This window comes from Neorhizobium sp. PAMB6630 (assembly GCF_058242775.1).
This window is the reverse complement of sequence record NZ_CM177836.1, coordinates 2,716,294-2,734,440: the sequence shown is the minus strand read 5'-3', so window position 1 is coordinate 2,734,440 and position 18,147 is coordinate 2,716,294. Positions and strand designations below refer to the sequence as shown.

Annotated in this window: 17 protein-coding genes and 2 pseudogenes; 12 read left to right on the top strand and 7 right to left on the bottom strand. The window is 59.7% G+C overall.

The genetic code is table 11. From position 1 onward, the window contains the following. Positions 1-438: 438 nt before the first annotated feature. Positions 439-2,022, top strand: coding sequence for a sensor histidine kinase (locus tag AC4CWF_RS13085; protein WP_491282083.1), 1,584 nt, complete (start codon positions 439-441; stop codon positions 2,020-2,022). Then, complete coding sequence (locus AC4CWF_RS13080) at positions 1,994-2,905, top strand: peptidoglycan-binding domain-containing protein (protein ID WP_491282082.1); 912 nt, start codon at positions 1,994-1,996, stop codon at positions 2,903-2,905. Before AC4CWF_RS13085 ends, AC4CWF_RS13080 begins: the two co-directional genes overlap by 29 nt. Before the next feature lie 28 nt (positions 2,906-2,933). Here AC4CWF_RS13080 and AC4CWF_RS13075 read toward each other — a convergent pair whose 3' ends face one another. Then, positions 2,934-3,167 (bottom strand): hypothetical protein, encoded by a 234-nt coding sequence (locus tag AC4CWF_RS13075; RefSeq protein ID WP_491282081.1) that lies wholly within the window; start codon positions 3,165-3,167, stop codon positions 2,934-2,936. Between the two features lie 148 nt (positions 3,168-3,315). Here AC4CWF_RS13075 and AC4CWF_RS13070 point away from each other — a divergent pair, with 148 nt between their 5' ends. Further along, positions 3,316-3,654 carry a DUF1491 family protein gene (locus AC4CWF_RS13070; RefSeq protein ID WP_491282080.1) on the top strand — a complete coding sequence of 113 codons (339 nt, stop codon included), beginning with the start codon at positions 3,316-3,318 and terminating at the stop codon, positions 3,652-3,654. Here the strand turns inward: AC4CWF_RS13070 and AC4CWF_RS13065 are convergent, their stop codons facing one another. After that, positions 3,655-4,689 carry a DUF2336 domain-containing protein gene (locus AC4CWF_RS13065; protein WP_491282079.1) on the bottom strand — a complete coding sequence of 345 codons (1,035 nt, stop codon included), beginning with the start codon at positions 4,687-4,689 and terminating at the stop codon, positions 3,655-3,657. It lies immediately after the preceding gene. 724 nt (positions 4,690-5,413) lie between these two features. Here AC4CWF_RS13065 and AC4CWF_RS13060 point away from each other — a divergent pair. Next, positions 5,414-5,611 carry a hypothetical protein gene (locus AC4CWF_RS13060; protein ID WP_491282078.1) on the top strand — a complete coding sequence of 66 codons (198 nt, stop codon included), beginning with the start codon at positions 5,414-5,416 and terminating at the stop codon, positions 5,609-5,611. A gap of 15 nt (positions 5,612-5,626) precedes the next feature. Here AC4CWF_RS13060 and AC4CWF_RS13055 read toward each other — a convergent pair whose 3' ends face one another. Continuing rightward, positions 5,627-6,175, bottom strand: a complete 549-nt coding sequence (locus tag AC4CWF_RS13055) for a DUF1254 domain-containing protein (protein WP_491282077.1) — start codon at positions 6,173-6,175, stop codon at positions 5,627-5,629. After that, on the bottom strand, positions 6,168-6,755 hold the full coding sequence (locus AC4CWF_RS13050) for a DUF1214 domain-containing protein (protein WP_491282076.1): 588 nt from the start codon (positions 6,753-6,755) through the stop codon (positions 6,168-6,170). Before AC4CWF_RS13050 ends, AC4CWF_RS13055 begins: the two co-directional genes overlap by 8 nt. Before the next feature lie 129 nt (positions 6,756-6,884). Between AC4CWF_RS13050 and AC4CWF_RS13045 the strand changes: the two are divergent. Then, positions 6,885-7,223: pseudogene (locus AC4CWF_RS13045) on the top strand (HigA family addiction module antitoxin). A gap of 17 nt (positions 7,224-7,240) precedes the next feature. On the opposite strand, the gene AC4CWF_RS13040 reads toward AC4CWF_RS13045, so the two are convergent. The 3 genes and pseudogenes from AC4CWF_RS13040 to AC4CWF_RS13030 all read right to left on the bottom strand — a co-directional run bounded on the left by AC4CWF_RS13040 (position 7,241) and on the right by AC4CWF_RS13030 (position 10,125). Beyond that, positions 7,241-7,537: a BrnA antitoxin family protein gene (locus tag AC4CWF_RS13040; RefSeq protein ID WP_491282075.1), complete on the bottom strand. Its 297-nt coding sequence runs from the start codon at positions 7,535-7,537 to the stop codon at positions 7,241-7,243. A gap of 32 nt (positions 7,538-7,569) precedes the next feature. Continuing rightward, positions 7,570-7,850 (bottom strand): annotated as a pseudogene (locus AC4CWF_RS13035) (BrnT family toxin). 76 nt (positions 7,851-7,926) lie between these two features. Next, complete coding sequence (locus AC4CWF_RS13030) at positions 7,927-10,125, bottom strand: transglycosylase domain-containing protein (RefSeq protein WP_491282074.1); 2,199 nt, start codon at positions 10,123-10,125, stop codon at positions 7,927-7,929. A 182-nt stretch (positions 10,126-10,307) separates the two neighbouring features. Between AC4CWF_RS13030 and AC4CWF_RS13025 the strand changes: the two genes are divergently transcribed. The 7 genes from AC4CWF_RS13025 to AC4CWF_RS12995 all read left to right on the top strand — a co-directional run bounded on the left by AC4CWF_RS13025 (position 10,308) and on the right by AC4CWF_RS12995 (position 18,103). Continuing rightward, positions 10,308-10,778, top strand: a complete 471-nt coding sequence (locus AC4CWF_RS13025; RefSeq protein WP_491282073.1) for a YcgN family cysteine cluster protein — start codon at positions 10,308-10,310, stop codon at positions 10,776-10,778. A gap of 122 nt (positions 10,779-10,900) precedes the next feature. After that, a complete protein-coding gene (locus tag AC4CWF_RS13020) occupies positions 10,901-11,086 on the top strand; it encodes a hypothetical protein (protein ID WP_491282072.1) in 186 nt (61 codons plus the stop codon). Further along, positions 11,087-11,512, top strand: coding sequence for a type II toxin-antitoxin system VapC family toxin (locus AC4CWF_RS13015; protein WP_491282071.1), 426 nt, complete (start codon positions 11,087-11,089; stop codon positions 11,510-11,512). 307 nt (positions 11,513-11,819) lie between these two features. Further along, positions 11,820-15,461, top strand: a complete 3,642-nt coding sequence (locus AC4CWF_RS13010; RefSeq protein ID WP_491282070.1) for a hypothetical protein — start codon at positions 11,820-11,822, stop codon at positions 15,459-15,461. A 206-nt stretch (positions 15,462-15,667) separates the two neighbouring features. Next, on the top strand, positions 15,668-16,561 hold the full coding sequence (locus AC4CWF_RS13005; protein ID WP_491282069.1) for an NAD-dependent epimerase/dehydratase family protein: 894 nt from the start codon (positions 15,668-15,670) through the stop codon (positions 16,559-16,561). A 304-nt stretch (positions 16,562-16,865) separates the two neighbouring features. Continuing rightward, positions 16,866-17,018, top strand: coding sequence for a hypothetical protein (locus AC4CWF_RS13000; protein ID WP_491282068.1), 153 nt, complete (start codon positions 16,866-16,868; stop codon positions 17,016-17,018). A gap of 323 nt (positions 17,019-17,341) precedes the next feature. Beyond that, positions 17,342-18,103, top strand: coding sequence for a class I SAM-dependent methyltransferase (locus AC4CWF_RS12995; RefSeq protein ID WP_491282067.1), 762 nt, complete (start codon positions 17,342-17,344; stop codon positions 18,101-18,103). Positions 18,104-18,147: the final 44 nt, after the last annotated feature.

Below are 18,147 nucleotides of genomic sequence, written 5' to 3'. Positions count from 1 at the left end.
CCCGCCCGCTTCACATGCCCACCGGTCTTGTCCGGGGCCATGCCATGAAGCTTAGGAACTCTGGAAAAACACGCCGTTACGCCACTCGCTAAAGTTTAATCGACATTTGAACTGCATTTTAAATATCGCGCTCGGGAAAGCCTTCAAGCGGCATTTCAATCAAACTTTACCCGATCACATTCATCATATTTATGGCAGTTGTGCCAAAATACAAAGAGAATCTTGCACGCGGTTGCGTCAAATCCTAACAGGCTCGATAAAATTGAAAAAGTTCCGATGCTTACGCCCTGTTAACCATATTTGGAACTGCATCGTACCGAAACACCGAAAGCCCCGCTTTGAACGCCTTGAGGGCCGTTCGGGCTCTCGTTTTTAGAGTTTCCTTAAGTCGCTGACGCCTATGTTCGGGCCTGACAGAGTTCGCGGTAAGGTATAGGCGTGCGCGTATTCAATTCCATTGGCGGCAGAGCGGTCCATGTGCTGGATCATCTGGCCCTCGGCTGGCTCGGCCCGTTCGGCGATCGTGATCAGCCACGCGGCGCCGACATTGCGACCTTGCGCCTGATGACGGCAACAGGGCTTGCCTGCCTTGTGGCTGTGCCGGCAGCGCTTGCACTTCTGGTTGGTCCCGCCCTTGCGCTGCCGCTCGGGGTCGCCTTTGTCGGCGCCGGCATGCTTGCCGTTTCCGCCGCCGCCATGACCGTCTCGCGGCTTTCCCGTGCCGAGACACAGGACACAGAAAGCGGGCGCGAAGCGCTGGCCGGCGATCTTGCCTTTGAAGCCTGCCCCGGTGTGCTTCTCTCTTGTGATACGCAAGGCACGATCCTGCGCACCGGCGGCCGCGACCGTCATCTTCTGCCGTCCTCCATGCGCGAGCGTCCGGGTCTGACGCTTGCCGAACTCGTGCATGTCTCCGATCGGATCGCCGTCTTGCAGGCGCTGGACAGCCTGCGCCAGGGTGCGCCGTCCGCTGTTGTCGAGGTGCGCATCGAGCAGGGGCTCTGCCCGCTCGGCGGTCGGCAGTTTCTGGCTGTGCGGCTTGATCTTTCGTCGCTCACCGGCGGTGACGGCGCCCTGCAGCAGGTTCTGGTGCAGTTGACCGACATTTCCTGGGAACAGTGCCTGCGCGACGAGGTGGAAGCCTGCGCCGTCGAGGTGCAGTCGGCAAACGAAGCAAAGTCGCGGTTTCTGGCGGCCGTCAGCCATGAGATGCGCACGCCGCTCAACGCTATCCTGGGCTTTTCCGATGTGCTCGCCGGTGAATATTTCGGCCGGCTGGAAAACGACCGCCAGCGCGAATATGTGGCGCTGATCCGCCAGTCGGGCGCGCATCTGCTTTCCGTCGTCAACACCATGCTGGACATGAGCCGCATCGAGGCCGGCCGTTATTGCCTGCTGACCGAGCCCTTTCGCATTGCAGACGCGGTGGAAAGCTGCCGGGCGATGCTGGACCTGCAGGCCCGCAACAAGGGTGTCACGCTTGCCACCCGCATCCCGCGGGGCCTTGGTGATGTCGTGGCGGACCGGCGTGCCGTGCAGCAGATCCTCATCAATCTCGCCGGCAACGCGATCAAGTTTACCGAGGCCGGCGGCGCGGTCACCATTGATGCGCTGGTGGAAGAGGGCATGCTGAAACTGGTCGTCAGCGATACCGGCATCGGCATTGCCAGCGACAAGGTGGCGCTTCTCGGCCAGCCCTTCATGCAGGTGGAAGACAATCTTGCCCGCGCTTACGAGGGCACCGGCCTTGGCCTGTCGCTGGTGAAGGGTCTGGTCTCTCTCCACGGTGGACAGATGCGGATCGAAAGTCGCCTTGGCGAGGGAACTGTGGTAACGGTCAGCTTTCCAGTGGATGGAAAACCGGTCGATGAACGGCCGCTCGATGGTGCGGATGCGCCAGATGGCGTGGCGCGCATTGCCGAGCCGCTGGAATTTCCGCCACGCCTGCGCCAACCGGCAGACGGCAGCGTAACGGGTAGACAGGGATTTGCGCATGACCGCGCGAAAGCGAAAGCCGGCTGAACGCAGACGGGCGCCGTTGAAGCGCCCGGCTCTTGCCCTGCGGGTCCTCTCCGGGGCGGCAGGGCTTGTGGCGCGGTATCCGCGCACGCTCGGCGGCAGCGTGGCGCTGTTCGTGGTGTTTTCCTTCGTTGCCGCCAATGCGCTCTGGTATCAGCCGCGCAACCATCCGCACCCTTTCCTTGCCACCCGCGACCCGCAGGATCCGAACGCCATTGCCGGCTACCAGCCGCAACGGCGAGCAGCCCCCGAAGACGTCACGACATTCCGCATCGAACGCGCGCCCGACGTGGCGCCGGAGCAGACCGCAGCCCTTGACGCCGTGCCGCAACCGGCCTCTTCCGTTGAACCATCGCAAACCAGCGTCGCGGATGTGATCGGCGATGACACGCCGGCCGCTGCCCCCAATGTCGTGCCTTTGCCGCGCCCGAGCGTGACGGTAAACCCTGCCGCCGGCGCTGGCGATCCTGTAGCCGCGGCGATCCGGGCCGCCGAACTTCGGCCAGAGCCTGCTGCCCGCCCGTCGTCACCGGCCGCTCAGCCCAATAGCCAGCAAGCCACTAACCAGCAAGCCAGTCGCCAGCAGGCGAGCCGCGCGCAACCTTCGCCACCGGCCGATATTCCAGCCGCCGCGCGTGCCAGCAAGGCGCGTCAGGCAGCAGACATGAAGGCAACGCCGGTGTCGCTTGGCTCGGAGGCGCAGCTAGTGTTGCAGATCCAGCAGGGGCTTTCCAACATCGCCTATACGGATGTATCGATCGATGGTGTTGCTGGCGAGCAGACGCGCGCCGCCATCCGCCATTTCCAGAAACATTACCGTCTGCCGGTCGATGGCGAACCGTCCGAGGCGGTGCTTTCCAAGCTGAAATCCATCGGCGCGCTGTAGGCCAAGGCGCCGCCGAAATCCCGAAAACCTATTTCGGGTGTTCCTGGGCAAAGACCAGCATCGTCCAGACAACGGGGCCGAGCACCGTGTGCTGGTGATGGCCATTGGGCAGCGGCTGGCCTTTTCCGACGGCAATTTCATCGCCGCAGTTCTTGCAGCGATAGATGCCGGCATTCGGCGGCACCTGTCCCGGTTGCCATTCCTTGTCAAAGGCCGGGACGTTGGTCTCGACCAGATGCTGACTGTATTTGTATTTCGCCATGTCACCTCCTGTTGCGGGATGCAGAGCCTGTGGCTTTGCCTGCCATAGAGGCTGAAGCTTGCCCGAGGCGCGAGGCATTCGTTTTCACGCCGCTGTCGGCCGTGACGCCTGGTTTCCTTCGCGGCCAAAACCCTCTACATCTGCCCCCATGCGTTTGAGATCCGATATTTTTGTTGCAGCGCTCACCCGGCGCGTATTTTCGCAAGGCGGTTTTGCCGCCGTCGAACAGCGCGGCGCTGATCAGGCCGGCGCCATTTTTGTGCGGCTGAGATATCGCGACGGCCGCGAGGATCTTTACGGTCCGGCACCACAGATGATGATCGAGGAGGATGGCGAGCGCCGGTTCGAAAAGCGCCTCAGCCTTGCCGAGCGTGACGACGTGGAGGCGGCGATCGTGCGCGAGCGCCGTTTCGACAGCGATCTCTGGCTGGTGGAAATTGAAACCGATGCGCTTGGCGATCTTTTGACGGTGATCGAAACCGGTTGATCAGCGCGCGGCGCGCAGGCGAAGCGGCAGCGGTTCAACTGCCGTGGTGCGGATGACGTTGCCCGTTTCTGCCGCGCTGCGGCCGTTTTCATTCTCATGCTCGGTTGCAGGGTCTGCATGGGTATGGCGATCGGCGCGGCGCCAGGCTTCCAGGCGCCGGCCGCAGTCGTCTTCCTGCAAAGACTGCCAGAGGATGAGGCTGCGGCGTGTGTCGCCGATCGGCTCCTGCAACGGATTGTAGAACCGTTCGAGCACGGCGACCGCTTCGTCCTGGCGCATGCCGATGCCCTTCAGCGTGGTTGCCAGCTGGTGGCCGGAAATATCCAGCATGATGCGTTCGGCAAGCCAGCGGCTGGCAGAAAGCGTATCGGCAAGCGTGGTGGCAAAACCATCGGCCTCTCGGGCGCGGGCAAAACGCACCAGCAGCGCTTCCTGCACGTCGGTCAGCGTACGAAGCCCCAGGCGGTCGCCGGGGGCGCGGTGCAGGTGGGCGGCCATTCGCTTGATCTGCTGGCGAAGAGTTTCCTCGCGCTGATGGCGCGCCTCGGCCTCGTCCTGTTCGGCAGCGGCTTGGGCGGCCGTCGGGGCAGACAGACTGTCGTCTTCTTCGGCCGGATGGCGGGCGTGACGCATTCCGACCAGCGCATCGATGACCATCGGCGACAGGTTTTCGCGCCGCACGATGGCGCGGGCATGTTCGGCGCCTTGCGTGCGGGCAATGGCAATCAGTGTTTCATCATCGAGGCAAGCGGAGCAGGCCAGAAAAGGGGCGGCAATGGAAATCGGCTGGCTGGCGATGAAAAAGGCGACTGCGGAGGGCACGTGACGGGAGCGGGAAAGGGCGGCAACCGCCTGGCGTCTTGCCTCGTCGCTGGAGGCCTGGAAAAGCGGCAGGAACAGTTCGGCAAATTGGCGCAGCTCTGACCGTGTGGGATGCTCGAGTTCCTCGAAACTCGTGACGGTCGCCATGAGCACCACATCCTTTCTGCGCATGGCCTGCGGCCTTTCAAGTTCACGATACCGATCCACGGTCATATCCACCGACGCAATACAAAAGATACAGACTTCAAGGTTCGGCGTGGCAGGGCTCCGCCACGAAGATGTTCATGCGGGCATGCCGGGCAAGGAGGCGGTGGGCGCGGTTGAAACGCTGCGCTGCACGGCGTCGTTTACAGTCTGGCATGGTTAAAAACACGCTACCGGAACGAGGTTAATGTCTGGTGAAGGAGTGTGGCAGCATTAGACTTATCCCCAGCCGCTGTTTCAAAGCGCGGCAGGTTTTGGCAACGGGATGCCGTGGTTTTGAGCGCTGGCCGCCGGAGTGGCGGAAGAGGGCAGGGCGCGCCTTCTGGCGCCCGCGCCGACCGGCCTGCCGGGAGGGTTTTCGGTCGCTTTACAAGTTTTGAGGATGCGAAACAGGTTTATTAGAATTAGTGACTTGTTAACGACCCTATGGCTCAATCCGCAACAGACAGCATGGCGCGAATCGCTGCCTGCCCCCACCGGTTTTCCGGTGCGGGCAGGGCCGTTGAAGCAAAGGGAAAACCCGGTTTGAACCCGGTATCATTCTCTTTGATCCCTCGGTGAAACCAGTTGCCGTTTCATGTGTTGTCTGTGTCGCTGGAGCCCATGGCGAAAAAGCCTGGGCGCTGACGAGAAAGGCGCACAATGCCTCGTTTCGAGGATGCGCCGGCCCCCCATGGGGCAGGGTGAAATCGGTCCGTCCTTCATCCGTCTCGAACCCTTTGAGGAGACGAGCATGGCAGACATCGTTCAAATGAAGACATGGCGGGATGCCCATCCGCATCGCGGGTTGTTGTCACGTCCGCAGCAGGAGAAGGCTTCCTCCGCGCCGGGTGCGGCTCTGCTGATGTTTACCGGCGTGCGCTACGAGCGGCCGGCGGAACTGACGCATCGCGGCATGGACGAGACGGCAATGCGCCTCGACAGCCATTGATGCCTAGCGAAGGCGTCAGCGCAATTCCAGCGTTGAGCAATCGGCGCCGGCCAGAAACTTTGTCGTCATCGGCTTGTAGCTTGCCTGCGGCGCCATGGCGCGCAGAACCGCATAACCCTGCACCGCGCGGGTTTCGACAATGATCGATTGCGCAAGCGGCGAAGGCTGCGCCTTGCGCAGGGCCGTGGCCTGAACAGGCGTTGCCAGCAGCACATCGAGCCCGTTGCCCACAGAGGTCCGGTCATTGATGCTGAAGATTTCATTCGAGGCACTGTCGAACGTCGCAAGCGACCAGAAGGGCAGGGCGCCGGCAGCTGTCAGCCGCACCGGATTTTCCGAGAGATCGAAGGCACAGACGGCGGTGTCGAGAAACGGATCGGTCTTTTGCAGGCCGGCTGCATCCACCCGCGCCGCCAGCACATGAAACCGATGCGGCGGTCCTTCCCCGAGCACCCGGCTATAGGCATCGCGCTCGCTGAACGAGGGCAGCGACAGGATGATGACGAGGTGCAGCAGGCCCGCCCCGACAAGACCGATGAGAAGCGCAAGGATAACCTTAAGCATTGCCGCATCCGATCCTGTCGATGCGCGGCATGGCAAGGTCGATCAGCCCGGAACTGCCGGCGGTCGGCGTGTCGAGAAGGGTCAGCGTCAGGCGAAAGGGTTCGCCCGGCGGCACGGCAAGCCAGTTGCGTGGTGCCGCCTGCGGCGCAATGGTGATGACGAAAGCGCCATTGCCATCGCGCAGCACGGTGCGCGAGTTGAGCGCCACCGGCAGGTCCTGGCCCGTGGCCGGCGCTTCGCCATTGGCGTGGCTGGCAAACAGCGTCCAGAGGCGCGCCACCGGCGTCTGGCCGGAAATGAGATAGGTGCAGCGCCCGGAGAGCCGCTCACCCTTCTGATCCACCGTTGCGGTAAAACTCAAGCCTTCGGCACTGCCATACAGCAGCCGTCCGCCATTGGCGCGGTGCGCTTTGGCATAAGGATCGGCATCGGCGGTCTGCGCCTGCGGAAACGCCTCCCAGGCGCCAAGCCGGATCGCGCCGAAACCGGTGGTGGCATCCAGCGCCACAAGCGTCGACCAGATCCCGCCGCCAAAAGCGACGGTCAAGGCGATGAGCACGAGAAACGGAAGACGAAACAAGCGGGCCAGAACCTTTTGCAAATCAGCTCAGACGGATAACATTGTTTGAAGGGCTGGAAAATGGCGAAGGGCAAGGTTTGCCATTGATAACGCGATGCGATATTTTTCGATGTGCGGGAAGTGCCTCAAATGTCGAAATCGTCGATTATCATGACTGATGACGAACTCCTGCCAAATCCAAATCCAGGCGAAATCCTGCGGGAGGAATTTTTAAAGCCGATGGGCATCAGCCCGTATCGGCTTGCCCGGGATATCGATGTCCGCCACGCCGGATCAACGATATCGTGCTTGGAAAGCGTGCGGTGACGGCCGACCGATCTTAGGCTTGCGAGTCTGTTCTGGCTATCCGAAGGCTTTTTTCTCGGCCTGCAGATCGATCACCACCTGATGAACCGCCGTCGCGAACTTGGCCCGCATCCAGCCTTACGCTGCGTGAAGGAGGGGGCCGTCCTGTTCGTCTCAAGCTGAGGTTTGAGCGCCGGCGCTCAAAGCCCGACGGCCTTGCGCAACGCGTCGTTCATTCGGGCTTGCCAGCCTTTTCCGCTTTCGCGGAAGCGCGCGACAACCTCTTCGTCCAATCGCAGCGTCACCTGCTTTTTGGGGTTCTCCAGCGCGGGACGTCCACGGCGCCCCCGTTGCTCGTCGATGGCCTTGAAGAAGGCTTCCGGAAGCACCTCGCGGGCCGGACGCATGGCCTCTAGTTCCGCATCGGTCATTTCGGGAAAATCGACGCTATCCCATTCTTCCCGACTATACTCTGCGCCAGCGCGCGGGGTCGTCATTGTGGGTGTCTTTGTCACTGGGGTTGTCTTTGTCACTGGGGTTGTCTTGGCCATGCCAGTCTCCTTGCTTCCTTGGCACTGGCTGGCGAAAACTGATGATCGAGATTGCCTCGACACCCAGGCTGGCAAAAATCACTGCCGCAGTACCATCCTGAAAATAGCCGATCGCCTTTAGTCGCCGCTTCCCCGTCGCATCCGGCTTGGCATCTTCCACCAGCGCATTGGCCCAGTCGAGGTCGACAACGTCCGCGAAGTCCAGCCCGTGCTTGGCAAGATTGATGTGTCGCTTGCGTTCGTCCCAGACGATTTTCATGAATTAATGTAGCTACATTAATTTTGATTTGCAAGGCAGTCCATGTATCCAAACGGCCATGGCCGGAAAGATCCCCTCACAACCCGTCGCTCACCTTCACCACCTGCGCCTTGCCGCCTGCAAGCTTTTGCGGCGTAGGGCTGAGCGGCGTGGCGGTGGAGAAGGATTTGGCGATGCGGCGCAGAAGCCGTGTTGTTTCGGCTGACAGCGAGCGGGGGCGGCTGAGGGACGGCAGGCCGCCTGCATCGCCTTTTGTCGCCACAGCCGGACCCTTGACATGGGTGCCTGAGGGCAGCGGGTTTTCGATGCCGGGAATGGGTTTCAGCTCGATGCCCTGATGGGCGTAATCCATCAGCTTCTTGAAGGTCATCGCCGGCAGCGAGCCGCCGGTCATGTTGTTCATCGAGGTGAAATCGTCGTTTCCGAACCAGACGGCGGTGGTGTAATTGCCGGTAAAGCCGATGAACCAGGCATCGCGATAACTCTGCGACGTGCCGGTCTTGCCACCCGTGACGATGCCGCCATCGAGCGCTGCGCGCTTGGCGGTGCCGATCACGGGGATCTGCGTCAGGATGCGGTTCATCGAGGATGTCGCCTGTTCGCTGACGATACGGGCCGGCGGTGGTTCGTCGCGGGCAAAATCGTAGAGCACGTCACCTTCGTAATCCATCACCTGGGCAAGCCCGTGCCGGCGCGATTGCACGCCGCCGGCCGGCATGACCGCATAGGCCGTCGCCTGATCCATGACGGTCACTTCCGATGTGCCGAGCGGAATGGTCTTGTCGGTGCGAAGCGGGGTTTCGACGCCCATCTTTTTTGCCGTTTCGGCAATGATTTCCGTGCCCAATTCCTCCTTGGCAAGGCGCACCGGCACCGTGTTCAAGGATTGCGCCATGGCCGACAGAAGCGTGACGCGGCCCTTGTAGGAGCGGGCATAGTTTTGCGGAGACCAGCCGCGCCAGGTGATCGGCGCATCGGAAATCATGGTTTCCGGTGTAAAGCCCTTCTCCATGGCGGCCGTATAGGTAAAGAGCTTGAACGAGGAACCCGGCTGGCGCTGCGCCTTCGTTGCGCGGTTGAACTGGCTTTCGCCGTAATCGCGACCGCCGACCATGGCACGCACGGCGCCACCGTTTTCGATCATGACCAGCGCGCCCTGCTTCACGCGATAACTCTCGCCATATTCGCGAAGGCCCGATTCCATCGCCTCCTCAGCGGCCTGCTGCAGACCCATGTCGATTGTGGTGCGCACGATGACGGAATGTTTTTTCAGCTTGCCGGCATCCGCCAGCTTCTGCACTTCCTCAAACGCCCAGTCGAGAAAATAGTCGGGTGCCGTGGCGGCTGCACGGTCGATGACGCTGGCCGGGTTGCGCCGCGCGGCGACCACCTGTCCCTCGCTCATCAGCCCGCCCTGCACGAGGTTGGTGAGAACCTCGTTGGCGCGGGCACGCGCGGCCGGCAGGTTGACGTGGGGGGCGTATTTCGCCGGCGCCTTGAAAAGGCCGGCGAGCATGGCGGCTTCCGCAAGGTTCACCTGCGTGATGTTTTTGCCGAAATAGAACTGGGCGGCGGCTGCCGCGCCAAACGTGCCGCCGCCCATATAGGCGCGGTCGAGATAAAGCGACAGGATTTCCTTTTTCGACAGGTTGGCTTCCAGCCAGAGCGCCAAAAACGCTTCCTTGATCTTGCGCTCCAGCGAGCGCTCATTGGTGAGGAAGAGGTTTTTTGCCAGCTGCTGGGTCAGCGTCGAGCCGCCCTGCACGACGCCGCCGGCCTTGGCGTTTTCGTTCATGGCGCGGGCAAGACCCAAAAAGTCGATGCCGAAATGGCTGAAGAAACGGCGATCTTCGGTGGCCAGAACCGCCTTCACCAGATGGTCCGGCAGCTGGTCGAAGGGCACGCTGTCTTCATGGATGATGCCGCGATGGCCCACCACATTGCCGTAACGATCGAGAAAGGTGACGGCAAAATCGCCGCGCGAACGCCAGTCTTCCTTGGTTTCCTCAAAGGCCGGAAGCGCCAGGGCCAGAAGCAGCACAAAACCGGCGGTGCCAAACGTCATGGCCTCGTCGGCCACTTCCACCACGATACGCTTCCAGCCGCGCACGCGAAATTTTCGCGAAAAGATGGTAATTTCTTCCCAGATCTCGGACAGCTTGAAGCCGAGGTTCCAGACGGTGGAATCGATCCAGCTATCGGCGCGCAGCAGAAGGTGGCGCTTGGCGCGGCGCGGTCTTTTCGATTTGTCCGGGCTGTGGGGATCGTCCGGCACCGTGGATCTTCCTCGTTTGGACCTGGAGAGCTTGACGCTTGGCGAACAAACGACGAAAAGCCTCGGGACTGCTTTAGGCAGCAATGGCTGATAAATGGTTGACGCGCGGTTTATGCCGCCGGTTCATCCCATTCAAATCTGTGTTCAGCGAAATATGTTCAGCCGGTGCTAAAAAAGACAAGATGGAAAATCAGTTCTGGAAAACGAAAAGCCTGGAGGAGATGAGCCAGGCCGAATGGGAAAGCCTCTGCGACGGCTGTGGGCTCTGTTGTCTCAACAAGCTGGAGGATTGGGACACCGGCGAGGTGGCCTTCACCTCCGTTGCCTGTCGGCTTCTGGACGGCACAAGCTGTCGCTGCTCGGACTATGAAAACCGGCAGGACATCGTGCCCGAATGCATCCAGCTGACGGTGGAAGCGGTGCGCGACATCCCCTGGCTTCCCCCCACCTGCGGTTACCGCCTGATCCGCGACGGCGAAGACCTTTACTGGTGGCACCCGCTCGTTTCGGGCAGCGCCGACACCGTGCATCAGGCCGGCATTTCGGCCAAAAACCGCACGGTGAGCGAAATGGACGTGCCCGCCGAGGATTTTGAGGACTATCTCGTCGATTGGCCGCTGCATGTGGGCGAAACGGCGCAGGCGCGGCGGTGAGGGGGCAAGATCCGGCAGAGGTTGAAGGGGCCGTCATCTGCGCGACCCTATAACGGATCGAAGGCAGCATATTCGCATTCTGCCGACTTGAAGAGCGCACGGTTTCGGCTCATGTTAGGGCCATGGCACAGCTGAAGATGAAACCGTCCAGCATGACAGTCCGCAATTCGCGGACCGGGCAGGTTGTGACTGTGCAAGGGGCCGGCGCCTTGAAGGACAACAAGCTCTCCATTCAGCCCGGCCTTGACCTGACCAAGCCCATTGCCAGCCAGGCTCTCGGCCAAACGGTCCGCAAGAAGCCCAAGTAGTTGGCGGGCGTCGTCCTCGATACGCACGCACTGTTGTGGTTGGTCACGCAGCCCGAAACACTTCCTGAAGACGCATTGGTTGCGATTGCCGCTGCACAGGAGAGCGGGACACTGTTTGTGTCGCCGATCACGGCATGGGAACTGGCCATCGCCGTCAACAAGAGGGCGAACGCACCTGATATCGGAAATGTCGCTGTGAGGGACTGGTTCAGGGCGGCCGTTGCGGCAACGTCCTGCAAACTTGTGCCCATCGGTTCAGCGGTGGCTCTTGAAGCCGCAACCATGATTGCAGTGACCGGACATAAAGATCCGGGCGATTGTTACATCATGGCAACCGCGCGATACAAAAAAGCCCCGGTCGTCAGCCGCGATGCCACCATCGGCAAGATAGCCGCAGGCGGTTACATTGATATCATTCGGTGTTGAGCCGCAAACCTCGCCCCCGCCTTTTCCCCGTTGCCTCCACCTGTGCGATGCTTATGATCGCGGCGCAAGACAAAGGGGAAACGCGTGGACGTGCAGGCAAGGGTTGAGGCATTCATCAAGCGCTGGCAGGGGCAGGAGGGTGGCGGTGCCTGAGCCCTTTCGCGTCGAGGCCTCTCACATAAAACTGCTTAATGATGAACAAGCCAGAGAGCTTGTCGCGCGCTTGTGCAAAGCCGAATGCCAAAGGTTCGGACGGCCTGAATCATCCGTCATATGGGGTGGAGATCAGAGGGCGGCAGACGGCGGGGTGGATGTAAGCGTCGATCTGACCGGGGACACTGCCGGACTTGATTTTATTGCTCGACGTAACACCATCTATCAGGTCAAAGCCGAACCATTTCCACCAAGCAAAATCAGCAACGAAGTGGCTCCGAAAGGCACCATTCGCGATTTCTTTTCGAAACTATCCGCGGCGAACGGAGCGTACGTCATCGTCTCCACGCAAGATGATTGTTCCCAAACGGCGTTAAATGCTCGGCGTACAAAGATAGTCGAAGTCTTGTCGAGTTCAGGCTATGCGGATACTGTTTACACAGATTTCTATTGCGCTCGCCGGCTTGCCGATTGGGTGGAAAAATATCCGAGTGTCGTCTTATGGCTGCGCAGCGCAATCAATCAGCCGATTACTGGTTGGCGCGGTTATGGTGCCTGGGCCTACCAGGAATCTGATGTCAATTCGGAGTATTTGGTCGATGATCGCGTGAGGGTCCGAATGCCGGGCGCGCCGGATCGGGTCGAAATCGCTGAGGCATTACGACATATTAGATCGGAGTTGCAATCTACCTGTGCGATCAGGATCGTTGGCTTGTCAGGTGTCGGAAAGACGCGCTTTGCCCAAGCAGTGTTTGACCACAGACTGCAACAAGACGCACCTCCGCCAAGCGCGAACAGTGTTATCTACTGCGATCTTGGTGACGAAGTGGCTCCGGCACCGCGCCGGTTGATCGACGACCTGCTGGCGAGAAAGGCCCATTCCGTCATCATCGTGGACAACTGCAACCCGAGTGAACATTCACGACTTGCGGAGGCGATAAAGCGACCGGGTTCAAACGTTAAGCTGATAACCATCGAGTACGATATCCGCGACGACCTGCCGGAAGAGACATCTGTCTACGCCCTGGAAGGAGCCTCAAGCGACACCATCGTGAGGTTGTTAAGTCGCCGGAACGCCTTGCTGTCACGCGCCGATGCATACCGGATCGCAGAGTATTCTGATGGAAACGCGCGCGTTGCCTTCGCACTTGCAAGCACTGCCGAAAGTACGGGTGATTTTGCAACCTTGAACGATGCTGACCTGTTCGACAGGCTGTTTCGGCAAAAGAAAACGGAAGACATAGGTCTATTGCAGTCTGCTGAAGTCGCCAGCCTCCTATTTTCGTTTGATGTGGAAACATTGGGCCAAGGTTCGGAAGCGGGGTTACTTGCCGAAATCGCTGATATCACACCGACAAAATTTCGGCGCCACATGCTTGAACTGCAAGAGCGTGGGATCCTTCAGAAACGTGGTGTCTGGCGTGCAGTCCTGCCTCACGCGATTGCAAACAAGCTTGCAAGCAAGGCACTAAGTTACTTAGATCTTGCGGCAATTAAGAGGGCGTTATTCGATGACGCGAGTGATCGCGTTTCCAAGTCGCTGACAAAGCGCCTTAATTTTCTCCACGCCTCTCCTCATGCGGTGAGTATCGCGACATCGATTTTACAAGAAGGCGGCCCGGCTGGGTGGTCCGGCAAGTCAAAACTTAATGTCCGCAGCATTTTTCGGAACTTGGCGCCGCACGCTCCCGCGTTGGCGATCGAGCGGGTGTCGGACGCTCTGAAAGCGAATGGTTTTGTAGAGGCATGGCCGTATGCTCGTCAGGAATATGTGGAAATTCTAGCTGGGTTGGCTTACGAGGCATCGGATTTCGAGGCCGCTTTCTCCGTGTTGGTCGAGTTTGCGACGTGCGAGAAAGACAAGAAACAGAATGAAGCCGCAACAAAGGCACTCTGTCAGTTGAGCCAGATCCATGTCTCGGGAACTATGGCTCCTCCGTCCTTGAGGCGGCGACTTGTTGTCGGTCTCCTGTCCAGCCTGGATTTGGAGCATCGCCGCGTAGGCATTCTTGCTCTTAGCGCAGCACTTCGGACGGCCAATTTCGATTTCGGCGCGGTGCCAGAGTTGACGCCCAAATCGGGAGACTATGGCTGGAAACCTGCCAGCGAGGCGGAGACGCTGGATTGGTATTTTGGGTGGCTTGACATCATTGAGGAAAAATTGGCTTCGGAAGAGGCCCGTGTTGCCTTGGCGGATGCATTCCGGGGGCTCTGGGGCTTGCCAGGTTTAAGGCAAAATCTGACGGTCTTAGCCGAAAAGGCGGCAGGCACAGCTGGTTGGCCGGAGGGTTGGTTGGCGCTCAAGCAGATCCTGAAATGGGACAAAAAACGCCTCAGCCAGCTTGAGATTTATGAGGTTTCACAATTGGCGAACCGGATTGCCCCAAGATCCTTGCAAAAGCGCATTATGGCTTTCGTCTTCGCCAAAGGATTGGTTGGAGATATCTGGACTGATCCGGAAGATACAGAGGATGAGGATTTAGGTTCTTGGGAGCGATTGCAGAAAAAGGTGGAGGCCCTTGGTCGGCAAGCGGCAGAGGAGCCCGATGTTATCAGAGCCATCCTTCCCGATATCATGACCAAAAGCGGTCAGAATGCCTTCGCGTTCGGCCGCTCCTTGGGACAGGCATTGAAGGAGATAGACTGGCTCCTCGCTGCTATTGAGGTGTACGCCGCTGAAAAAGGGGCGAGAGACCTCAACTTGGTCATTTTCCGTGGAATTCTGTCAGGTCATTGGGAAAAACGGCCTGCAACGGTTGAGGCCTTTCTTGCCTGCTTGAAGAGGGATGAACGGTGGGCAGGGAGATTGATTGAGCTTCAAACCAGCGTTCCTCCAAATGAGGAAGGTTGGCCGCGTGTCTTTAATGCAATTCGGGAAGGTGGTGAGGAGTTGGCATATCTCAACTACTTGCTGAATTTGCCCGATCTCACACCGGAATCGCTGCGCATTTATGAGCAGCTTATTGATTCGCTGATCGCTGCAGGACCCAACGGTATTTCGCATGCATGGCGGATACTAGGGGAACTCTTCCGCAGAGGCGATACAGTTGCAAACATCAACTCGGATCGCCTTACTCGGATGTCGACCAATCTGGTTTTCCATACGTCGTGGGGGGATCAAGCCTATCTTAACGACCTTCGAGATCATTCGATTGGCGTTGTATTGAAGTATCTGTCGACCTGCGCACACAGTTCAGATGTACGAAAGATGCTTGGTAGCATTCTGAGGGCCGAGCGCGAAAATCACGGATACATTCCGCGCGATAACTTGAAGTATGCGTCACGCTTCTTTCGAAATTATACATTCGAATCTGTGGATGCATTATGGGAAGCCGTCGGGCGCCAGTCACAGACTTTTCTAAAATATTCGATGGATGGCCTCGGAAGCACTACATCGTCATGCAGGTTCAATATGAATACGGATCAACTGATAGCGTGGTGTAGACAAGATCCCGTAGAACGATTTCCGTTTGCTTCAGAGATATGTAACCTGTTTGAACGTGATGAAACCATTGGTCGGCTGGTGATCACGGAACAGGCTCTTTCCATTCTCAGTTCAGCACCAGACAAGCGAGCAATCGTTCAAATCTACGTCGGGCGATTCCGACCATCATCATGGAGTGAACCACTCTTCGAGATCTTGGAGACACGACTGGGGCTGTTCAACGACTTGAAAGGAGATCCGAACCTTGAAGAGATGATCGCTGACGCTGAACGCGAGTTCCGAAATGATATCATTGAGTCGCGGCGCAGCGATGCCATAAGAGAAAGAGCGGAAGCGCAGAGCTTTGAGTAGGGGCTTCAAGTATGGTCTGATGGTGATCCGCGAGGAACTGAAGAAAAGCTCGATGCAACGATAGCGGAAGCCGGTGGCTTTCCGGTCAAACTTGCAAAGAAGGCCCCGCCGGCCGTCAAGACCGTCATCGGCCGGCCCGCCTTCCCATTTCCGGTCTCACACCCTATGTCTTGCCCAACCAGACACATCAGGGAGGATTTTTCATCATGGGCAAGCGGGTCATTTTTACCGGCGGCAGCGGCAAGGCGGGGCGGCATGCGGTGCCTTATCTGCGCGACAAGGGATTTGAGGTGTTCAACCTCGATCTGGTGCCGCTCGATTGCGATGGCGTGACGACGCTCAACGTGGATCTCACCGATAGCGGGCAGGTGTTTAACGCGCTGTGCATGCATTTTGATTTTTCCGGTCTCGAAACCGGCAAGGGCCCGGCACCCGTCGATGCCGTGGTGCATTTTGCCGCCGTGCCGCGCATTCTTTTAAAACCCGATAACACCACCTTTGCCGCCAACACGCTCTCCACCTACAATGTCATTGAAGCTGCGATGAAGCTTGGCATCAGAAAGGTCATCATCGCCTCCAGCGAAACGACCTATGGCGTGTGTTTTGCCGAGGGCGACAAGGATTATCACCAGTTTCCGCTGACGGAAGACTATGACGTCGACCCGATGGACAGTTATGGCCTGTCCAAGGTGGTCAACGAAAAGACCGCCCGCGCCTTTGCCATGCGCTACAAGGCCGATATCTATGCGCTGCGCATCGGCAATGTCATTTCGCCCGAGGATTACGCCAATTTTCCGGGTTTTCTGGCAAAGCCCGAAAGCCGCAAGCGCAATGCCTGGAGTTATATCGACGCGCGCGATCTCGGCCAGATCGTCTGGCGCGGCATCGAGACGGATGGTTTGGGGTTCCAGGTGTTCAACGCCGTCAACGACACGATCACCGCGAACGAGCCGACCCGCGCGTTTCTGGGCAAATATGCGCCGGGAACGCCGATCACGGGCGCGCTCGAAGGGTATGCGGCGCCGATCAGCAACGCAAAAATCCGCGACGTGCTGGGCTTTGTCGAGGAGCATGACTGGCGCAATTATGTGAAGGGGTGAGGGGGATTTTTGGGGGGGCGAGGCCCTCTCTGCCCTGCCGGGCATCTCCCCCACAAGGGGGGAGAACCGACGTGACAACCGCCCCATTCCTGAAACAGAGGGTGCGGCCGGGTTAAGCCCTCCCCCTTGTGGGGAGGGTTTGGGAGGGGACTTGTCTCCTATGCGATAGTCCCCACCTTGCGGGGCGGGCAGGGCCGAGAGGGCGCGTCCGGCGGACGTGGATGTCGCAAGGCCGCTTGCGGATTGGAACTCGGGCGGCAAGGCGGCAGTTGGATGGTCTGATGGTTAGAGCATTGGAGACATCATGGACACGCGAAAGAGCAATCCGCGCATCGACCGGCCCAGACAGAAATTTGCCGGCGGCAGCCTTCTTCTGATCGGCTGCTGCGTTGCCGTGGCCGTCCTCGGCATCTTCATCGGCATCATCGTCATCTATGGCGGCATGCACGCGGTTTAAGCGCTGCGCCAACCTTTTCTCGGCCAGAGGGCCGGTCCCGGTTTCCCTTCTCCTCGTGACACCGGGGAAAAGGTCGCGGCTGCGGGATGAGGGACTTTTTGCACGCGGCATCAGCCGCTTGAGAGGAAGGGCCCCTCTCTCCGCGGCTAGTCTAAGGAGAGGGGGGAGGAGGCGCTGAAAATGCCGCCCGTCAGGGGGCGCCGGGAGTGTCACCATGCCTGCGGCGGGCCTGCCACCAGAACAGGGCTCGACATCTCCCGGAAAACCGCTTGTGTTCCGCCCGGCGTTTTCGCACAACCGTGCCACACGCCCGCCGGTTGCCGATGAACACGATTCGCCAAATTCCCATTCTTGCCGCAATCCTTGCCCAGCTGGTGGCGGGGGTGGCGACGTTTGGCCTGGCGGTTCTGCTGGCAGGGTTTTGGGCGCCCGAAACGGCCCTGCTGGTGCTGGTTGCGGTGCAGGCGCTTTTGGCGGCGGGGGTGAGTTATTTATTGCGGCTGCAGGTCTGGTGGCTGTGGATCGCGGCGCTGTTTCCGCTTGCCCTTTACCTCGGGCTGAACCTTCACGATGTGCCCGCCTGGCCGTTCGGGCTGGCCTTTGTGGTGCTTTATCTGTTTTTTTCCAACACGGCGCGCGAGCGGGTGCCGCTTTACCTCAGCAACCGGCAGACTGCGCAGGCGCTCTGCCAGCTGATGCGCGACCGGGGTGCACACCGCTTCATCGATCTCGGCTGCGGTTTTGGCGGCGTGGTGCGCACTGTCGCCGGCAATGGTTATACGGCAAGCGGCGTCGAGACGGCACCGATGGCGTTCTTGATTGCCCGCGTGCTGTCCAGCCTGAAGCGGCGCGGCACCATCCTTCGCCGGGATCTGTGGACGGTCGATCTGTCGGATATGGATGTCGTCTACACCTTCCTGTCGCCCGAGCCGATGCCGGCGCTTTACAGGAAGGCAAACGCCGAGATGAAACCCGGCAGCCTTCTCGTCTCCAACAGCTTTGCCGTGGAGGGCATCGAGCCGCTCGAAGTCTGGGAGCTTCCCGACCGGCGCCGCACGCAGCTTTTTCTCTACCGCATGGGGTGAGTTTCTGCGCCCTGTGCCCTTGACCTTCCCATGATGGGAAGCCC

Excerpts from the sequence above, each read along its gene's own strand:
- AC4CWF_RS13080 (WP_491282082.1), top strand. The coding sequence starts at position 1,994 with ATGACCGCGCGAAAGCGAAAGCCGGCTGAACGCAGACGGGCGCCGTTG.
- AC4CWF_RS13075 (WP_491282081.1), bottom strand. The coding sequence starts at position 3,167 with ATGGCGAAATACAAATACAGTCAGCATCTGGTCGAGACCAACGTCCCG.
- AC4CWF_RS13070 (WP_491282080.1), top strand. The coding sequence starts at position 3,316 with ATGCGTTTGAGATCCGATATTTTTGTTGCAGCGCTCACCCGGCGCGTA.
- AC4CWF_RS13065 (WP_491282079.1), bottom strand. The coding sequence starts at position 4,689 with ATGACCGTGGATCGGTATCGTGAACTTGAAAGGCCGCAGGCCATGCGC.
- AC4CWF_RS13060 (WP_491282078.1), top strand. The coding sequence starts at position 5,414 with ATGGCAGACATCGTTCAAATGAAGACATGGCGGGATGCCCATCCGCAT.
- AC4CWF_RS13055 (WP_491282077.1), bottom strand. The coding sequence starts at position 6,175 with ATGCTTAAGGTTATCCTTGCGCTTCTCATCGGTCTTGTCGGGGCGGGC.
- AC4CWF_RS13040 (WP_491282075.1), bottom strand. The coding sequence starts at position 7,537 with ATGACGACCCCGCGCGCTGGCGCAGAGTATAGTCGGGAAGAATGGGAT.
- AC4CWF_RS13025 (WP_491282073.1), top strand. The coding sequence starts at position 10,308 with ATGGAAAATCAGTTCTGGAAAACGAAAAGCCTGGAGGAGATGAGCCAG.
- AC4CWF_RS13020 (WP_491282072.1), top strand. The coding sequence starts at position 10,901 with ATGGCACAGCTGAAGATGAAACCGTCCAGCATGACAGTCCGCAATTCG.
- AC4CWF_RS13005 (WP_491282069.1), top strand. The coding sequence starts at position 15,668 with ATGGGCAAGCGGGTCATTTTTACCGGCGGCAGCGGCAAGGCGGGGCGG.
- AC4CWF_RS13000 (WP_491282068.1), top strand. The coding sequence starts at position 16,866 with ATGGACACGCGAAAGAGCAATCCGCGCATCGACCGGCCCAGACAGAAA.
- AC4CWF_RS12995 (WP_491282067.1), top strand. The coding sequence starts at position 17,342 with ATGAACACGATTCGCCAAATTCCCATTCTTGCCGCAATCCTTGCCCAG.